This window comes from Bacillus sp. AFS023182 (assembly GCF_002560575.1).
GTDB classification, from domain to species: domain Bacteria; phylum Bacillota; class Bacilli; order Bacillales; family Bacillaceae_G; genus Bacillus_A; species Bacillus_A arachidis.
Map to the genome: position 1 here is coordinate 1 of NZ_NTRO01000146.1, position 5,511 is coordinate 5,511.

At 33.2% G+C, this 5,511-nt stretch carries 5 protein-coding genes; 3 read left to right on the forward strand and 2 right to left on the reverse strand.

Annotated features, from left to right (window positions below; all coding sequences use genetic code 11):
• Positions 1–449, forward strand: a 449-nt coding sequence (locus CN288_RS27745; protein WP_141528033.1) for an IS6 family transposase, incomplete at its 5' end; no start/stop codon positions are given.
• A gap of 473 nt (positions 450–922) precedes the next feature.
• The gene (locus CN288_RS27750; protein WP_098303631.1) at positions 923–2,596 is read left to right on the forward strand and encodes a M4 family metallopeptidase; all 1,674 of its coding nucleotides are present in this window, start codon (positions 923–925) and stop codon (positions 2,594–2,596) included.
• Between the two features lie 251 nt (positions 2,597–2,847).
• On the opposite strand, the gene CN288_RS27755 is transcribed toward CN288_RS27750, so the two are convergent.
• Both CN288_RS27755 and CN288_RS27760 read right to left on the reverse strand, forming a co-directional pair.
• Positions 2,848–3,237, reverse strand: a complete 390-nt coding sequence (locus tag CN288_RS27755) for a VOC family protein (protein ID WP_098303632.1) — start codon at positions 3,235–3,237, stop codon at positions 2,848–2,850.
• A gap of 479 nt (positions 3,238–3,716) precedes the next feature.
• Positions 3,717–4,184: a GNAT family N-acetyltransferase gene (locus CN288_RS27760; RefSeq protein ID WP_098303633.1), complete on the reverse strand. Its 468-nt coding sequence runs from the start codon at positions 4,182–4,184 to the stop codon at positions 3,717–3,719.
• Between the two features lie 576 nt (positions 4,185–4,760).
• Here CN288_RS27760 and CN288_RS27765 point away from each other — a divergent pair.
• The gene (locus CN288_RS27765) at positions 4,761–5,057 is read left to right on the forward strand and encodes an ArsR/SmtB family transcription factor (RefSeq protein ID WP_098303634.1); all 297 of its coding nucleotides are present in this window, start codon (positions 4,761–4,763) and stop codon (positions 5,055–5,057) included.
• The last annotated feature ends 454 nt before the right edge of the window (positions 5,058–5,511 follow it).

The window sequence follows — 5,511 nt, forward strand, 5'->3', positions numbered from 1 at the left end:
ATATCAAGGTGAAAGGGAAAGGGTGTTATTTATATCGAGCAATTGATAAAGAGGGGCAAACACTTGATATTCAACTTCGTCAAAAACGGGACACACAAGCAGCATATGCCTTTATGAAAAGACTTGTTCGAACTTTTGGAGAACCAACGGTTCTGACGACAGATAAGGCCTCTTCTTTAGCTTCCGCATTCAAAAAATTAAAGGAGATAGGTCTTTACAAAAATACCTTCCATCGTACAATCAAGTACCTCAATAATATCATTGAGCAAGATCACCGACATGTGAAACGTCGCTCCCGTTCTTTAGGATTTCAAAGTCTTCGCCATGCCTCACGAACTGCTAAAGGTATAGAAACTGTTCATGCTATATACAAACAAAAACGAAGTCTTCAACCAAACTTCGTTTTTTCGACGTATAACGCATTACATGAATTATTAATAGTTTCATAAAACTGGTCCACAATATTCCCCCATCTCTTTATGTCTTCGGAAACTTTGCAACAGAACCGTGCAAATTATCTCCTAAAGTGACACTCTTAATTTTGTATTTATTTTCCATAGTTGCCCCTCATTCCATGAATCGTTTCCGTACCCATAATTCGATTGTGTAGTTAACTAATTATTAAATGATATTTGATTCCCCTTCTCGCTTAAACCATCATTTGAATTTTTTATAAAATCTCTATTTCTCAATTTATATTTATATAATATGCAAAATTGCATATTCATTATGAAAACCTAGAAAACTCAACAGTTTAAGGTCTTGTACAACCAAAATGTAAGTAAACAAACCGGAATGATTTGAATCATTTTCCATTTTTTACAGTCTCCTACCTTTACAGGATGTATATATAAAAATATAATTTTCAAAAAACAAAAATATTCTGTTTAAAACAGGGTGTAAAAACAAAGGAGAAGAAAAAATGAAGAAATCCGTCGTTACATTACTAGCAACCGGAATGGTTTTAGGCGCTCCATTTTCAAGTGCCTTTGCAGCCGAACAAGTATCACAGCAAGAAGCTTTGAACAAAATGGAAGTCGTTCAAAAACAGTGGAATGATGAAAAAGGAAATCCATCCTTCCTTTCAGGTAAATTATCTGATAAAAAGGTAGATTCGGAAAAATCAGTAAAATCTTTCCTTGAAGAAAATAAAGAATTATTTAAAATCAACCCACAAACTGACTTAACACTGAAAGAAGTAAAGTCAGATGATTTAGGAATGAAACATTATGTGTACATTCAATCTATTAATAAAGTTCCAGTTGATGGGGCACGTTTCATTGTTCATACAAATCGTGATGGAAAAGTAACAACAGTAAACGGAGACGTACATCCCGCTGCCGCTGACCGTTTGAAAGGAAATACAAATGCAAAGATTTCAAAAGAAACTGCCATTTCAAGTGCATGGAAACATATTAATCTAGCAAAAAAAGATACACTGGTAGAAACAAATGGGACTCCGTTAGAACAAATAAAAGAACAAGCAAACTCTACAAATGAAAAAGCAGATTTAGTTATTTATGAAAAAGACGGGAATTATTACTTAGCTTATAAAGTACAATTACAATTCGTTAAACCTTATGGAGCAAACTGGCAAATCTATGTAAACGCAGTAGATGGAACAATTGTAAAGTCATATAATGCAGTTACAGATGCAGATACTCCGCAAAAAGGCTATGGTAACGGCGTATTTGGGGATCGAAAAAGCCTGAATACAACTTACAGCAGTCAATATGGAAAATACTATTTAAAAGACACAACAAAGCCGATGAACGGTGGCTTTATTGTAACAAATACAGTTAAAAATGCTACTAATTGGCAAAATCCAACTAATTACTCTCTATTCGATGCGGATAATGCTTGGGTAGATAAGAGCCAAGGTCCTGCAGTTGATGCTCATTTTAATGCAGGAAAAGTGTATGATTATTATAAAAATGTTCATAACCGCAATAGTTTTGACGGAAATGGTGCAACGATTCGTTCTGGAATCAATTTTGGAACCAAGTACAATAATGCATTCTGGAATGGACAACAAATGGTTTATGGAGATGGTGATGGTGTTGAATTCGCACCGCTATCAGGTTCGCTTGATGTTGTTGCACACGAACTAACACATGCGGTAACTGAAAAATCAGCTAATCTTGAGTACCTAAGTCAATCTGGGGCACTAAATGAATCTTTTTCTGATGTATTTGGATATTTTGTTGATCCAATCAACTGGGATTTGGGAGAAGCGGTATATACGCCAAGAGTTGCAGGAGATGCACTCCGCAGCTTATCAAATCCTGAAAAGTATGACCAACCTGCTCATATGAATGACTATCAATATTTACCAGAAACAGAGGAAGGAGACAATGGCGGCGTACATATCAATAGCGGTATTCCAAATAAAGCTGCTTATTCAACGATCACTGCTATTGGTAAAGAAAAAGCAGAAAAAATCTATTACCGTGCTTTAACAACGTACCTTACACCAACAAGTGATTTCAGCGAAGCACGTGCTGCTTTATTACAATCTGCTGCTGATTACGATGGCGTTAATAGTGGGACATATCAAGCTGTGCAAAAAGCTTGGAATGACGTAGGAGTAAACTAATAGTTTCATTGATAGAAGAGTGAAAAAGGACAAACTTGCTAGGAGTATCTGGCCAGGTGTCCTTTTTTCACTGTATTAGAGTTCACCTTACATGCCCCTCAGCTTAAGAAATTCTTATACCTTCAAATTAGCTCCCTTGATGAGAGTTCTTTATATAAAAATCCCTACAACATTTGTAGAGATGGAGAATAGAGTAAGTTTGTTACATTTTATTATTTTTCACCAGAAATAATACTTTATAAAAGATTGTTTTATCCATCTGTGTTCATGAGTACAACTCTCCAACCATCCGGATCTTCTATCGTAGTTCCCTTCTCTTTCCAATATGGATTTTCAGGTTCAACTTCATGATAATTCATTTTATTTAATCGATTCGTTATTTTTTCAATTTCATCTTTATTAGGCATATAAAATACCAGTAAATTATCTTTTGTTGGTGCCGGACAAGGGCTTCCATTAACATGCCTTGTGAACTCAAGATGGTACTCTTCATGAGGCAATCCAAACATGACCCCGTCATAACCCTCATGGTTTTCAAACTCCCCTATGCGTTTTAAACCTAATCCTGTTTCATAAAAATTTATAACTTCTTCAAATTTATCTGTTGGTCTTGCAAATCTAAACTGAACCCAATTCTTCATGCAATTCCCTCCTTTTAAATTTTAAAAGCCCTTACAATAGCTATTATAAGTTAGAGATATAAGGTTTAAAATCCCCCATTTAGGGGAGATTTACTTAAAACGAAAGATGTATAAATTAATAAATAGTAGGACTTGGGTATGAATTTTATTGAAACTTAATTACATGAATATGGACCTAAGGAAGGTGTTGCAAAAATTAACATTTATGCAACGCTTTCCTTAGGTCTATTTTACTTTTAGCGTACAGGGTATTGACTTAAATATATCTAAATTTTGTCGTAACGTACAATTTTCTTTTTTTGATAATGTGAGGCCTTATAGCATAAAATACGATTTCACTAGGAAGCTACTACTATCCGCATTCTTTTTCATATATTTGCACCAGAACCGAAAAAAGCACCCTATTTGGGTACTTATCGTGTAAATGCCTAAATATATTCTTTAGCTATATACAGGAAAAGACAAGTTCCGTTGCAAAATTAATTATTTGATAGAATAAAAAACTCCTTATTTAAACCTATTTTCTCCCAAAACTCTAAGGCTAGCTCATTTTCTAAATCAACATAAACATGAATTAAAGAAATATCCTGTTGGTTAAACCAATTCATTAAATTATCTACTAAGTTTTTAGCAACTCGTTGTCTTCGATACTCTGATGCTACATACAATTCGTCTACTTGACCATATAACATATTACTAACTAAATCTTGTTTCATAGAAGCAATACCATAACCAATAACCTGCTGATTTTCATTAATTGCTACAAAAACCACACCATATTTTGATTGGATATATTGTTCTATTTGCTCTTGAATCCCCTGTTTATCACTCTCATCTAATTCACATTCTGCAGTTTCTATAGCATTATTATTCCACAATTCTATAATTTTCTTTATGCACTCTTGGTTAACTACACCACTGTTAATTTGCTTGATATGTGTTTTCATTCCTGTTTCCTCCTTCTATTAGTTTTTCAGAATATAAATTAATAAACTCCTTATAATGGGTTAAAAAATCATTTTGTTGATAAATTAAAGATTTTGAGTCTTATACAAAAAGAACTTGTAGCTCATCACTACAAGTTCTTTTTAAGGTAAGGTGACAAAAAAGGGAACACAAACTATCCTATTAGGCATATTCGAAAAAACATTGGGATTTGTCTTGATAGGTCTATTATATAACAAATATTAACATCCCAAGAGTCTATTTTTTAAAATTTTGTGAATTAAGAAAATAAATGGTTTATCATTTTTGTATTAGGGGTCACTATACATAGCCATCAAGCTAAAATTTTATAGTACCCCCAGAATGAAATTTTGTGCTAACTTATAACAAAAATCTCATTTTTCGTTTTGAGATAATTTTGAATTTTCAAGTTGATGGACATGCAGCTGTACTCCAGTTTCGAACTGAAAGGGCTTCTTAATATCTATTTTTTTAAAACAACGGACACAAAATCGTATATCTTTTCGAACTATATATATAGATATCATTAATTTTTATATATAAAGGGAGGAAGAAATATGAAGGAAAAAATAGAAAAGTATAAAGAGGTCACTGAAACATTAAAGGTATTGGCGCATCCTATCCGTTTAACCTTAGTAGAAATAATGCTTACAAAGGGCCCTACTAATGTAACAACAATGTATGTAAAATTACAAATGCCTCAAAGTACAATTAGTCAACATTTATCCAAACTAAAAGCTGCTAAAATCATTACAGGTACTCGGAAAGGATTAGAAATTTATTATGAAGTATCAGACAATCGTACAAAAGCGATATTATCAAGTATTGTTTTAAATGCTGACTTTCTATACTGAACATCATGGCGTTAAACGCTCTACTTTCGAATCCATTAAATATGAGTCATTCGTTACAAAAGCAAAGATCATAAGTGAAAGCGTAAAAAAACCGTTGATTATCTGTACATTACTATAAAAGAGCATTTCTTGTTATTACAGTAAGAAATGCTCTTTTTTCATATTTTCCTATTGAACTCTAGAAGACATTTAACGATGGATTATACATGAAAGAAAAGATAATCGTCTTAAAATCGCAATCTCGACAACTCGTTCCATACAATTCCGTGCTTTTTTCTTCAATTAGGCCTCACCATACATACCCATCAAGCTAAGATTTTAAGACACTCCCATAACGAGAATTTTACCTTTTTACAGTTATTTATGAGAATTCGGCCCATTTTTTTCGTTTTGGGGAACAATCAATTTCTTAAGTTGATAGCGATGGGGTAGCACCACACATCCATCAACTTAA

Bases quoted from the DNA above. Each gene is read 5' to 3' on its own strand.
- CN288_RS27750 (WP_098303631.1), top strand. From the start codon at position 923: ATGAAGAAATCCGTCGTTACATTACTAGCAACCGGAATGGTTTTAGGC.
- CN288_RS27755 (WP_098303632.1), bottom strand. From the start codon at position 3,237: ATGAAGAATTGGGTTCAGTTTAGATTTGCAAGACCAACAGATAAATTT.
- CN288_RS27760 (WP_098303633.1), bottom strand. From the start codon at position 4,184: ATGAAAACACATATCAAGCAAATTAACAGTGGTGTAGTTAACCAAGAG.
- CN288_RS27765 (WP_098303634.1), top strand. From the start codon at position 4,761: ATGAAGGAAAAAATAGAAAAGTATAAAGAGGTCACTGAAACATTAAAG.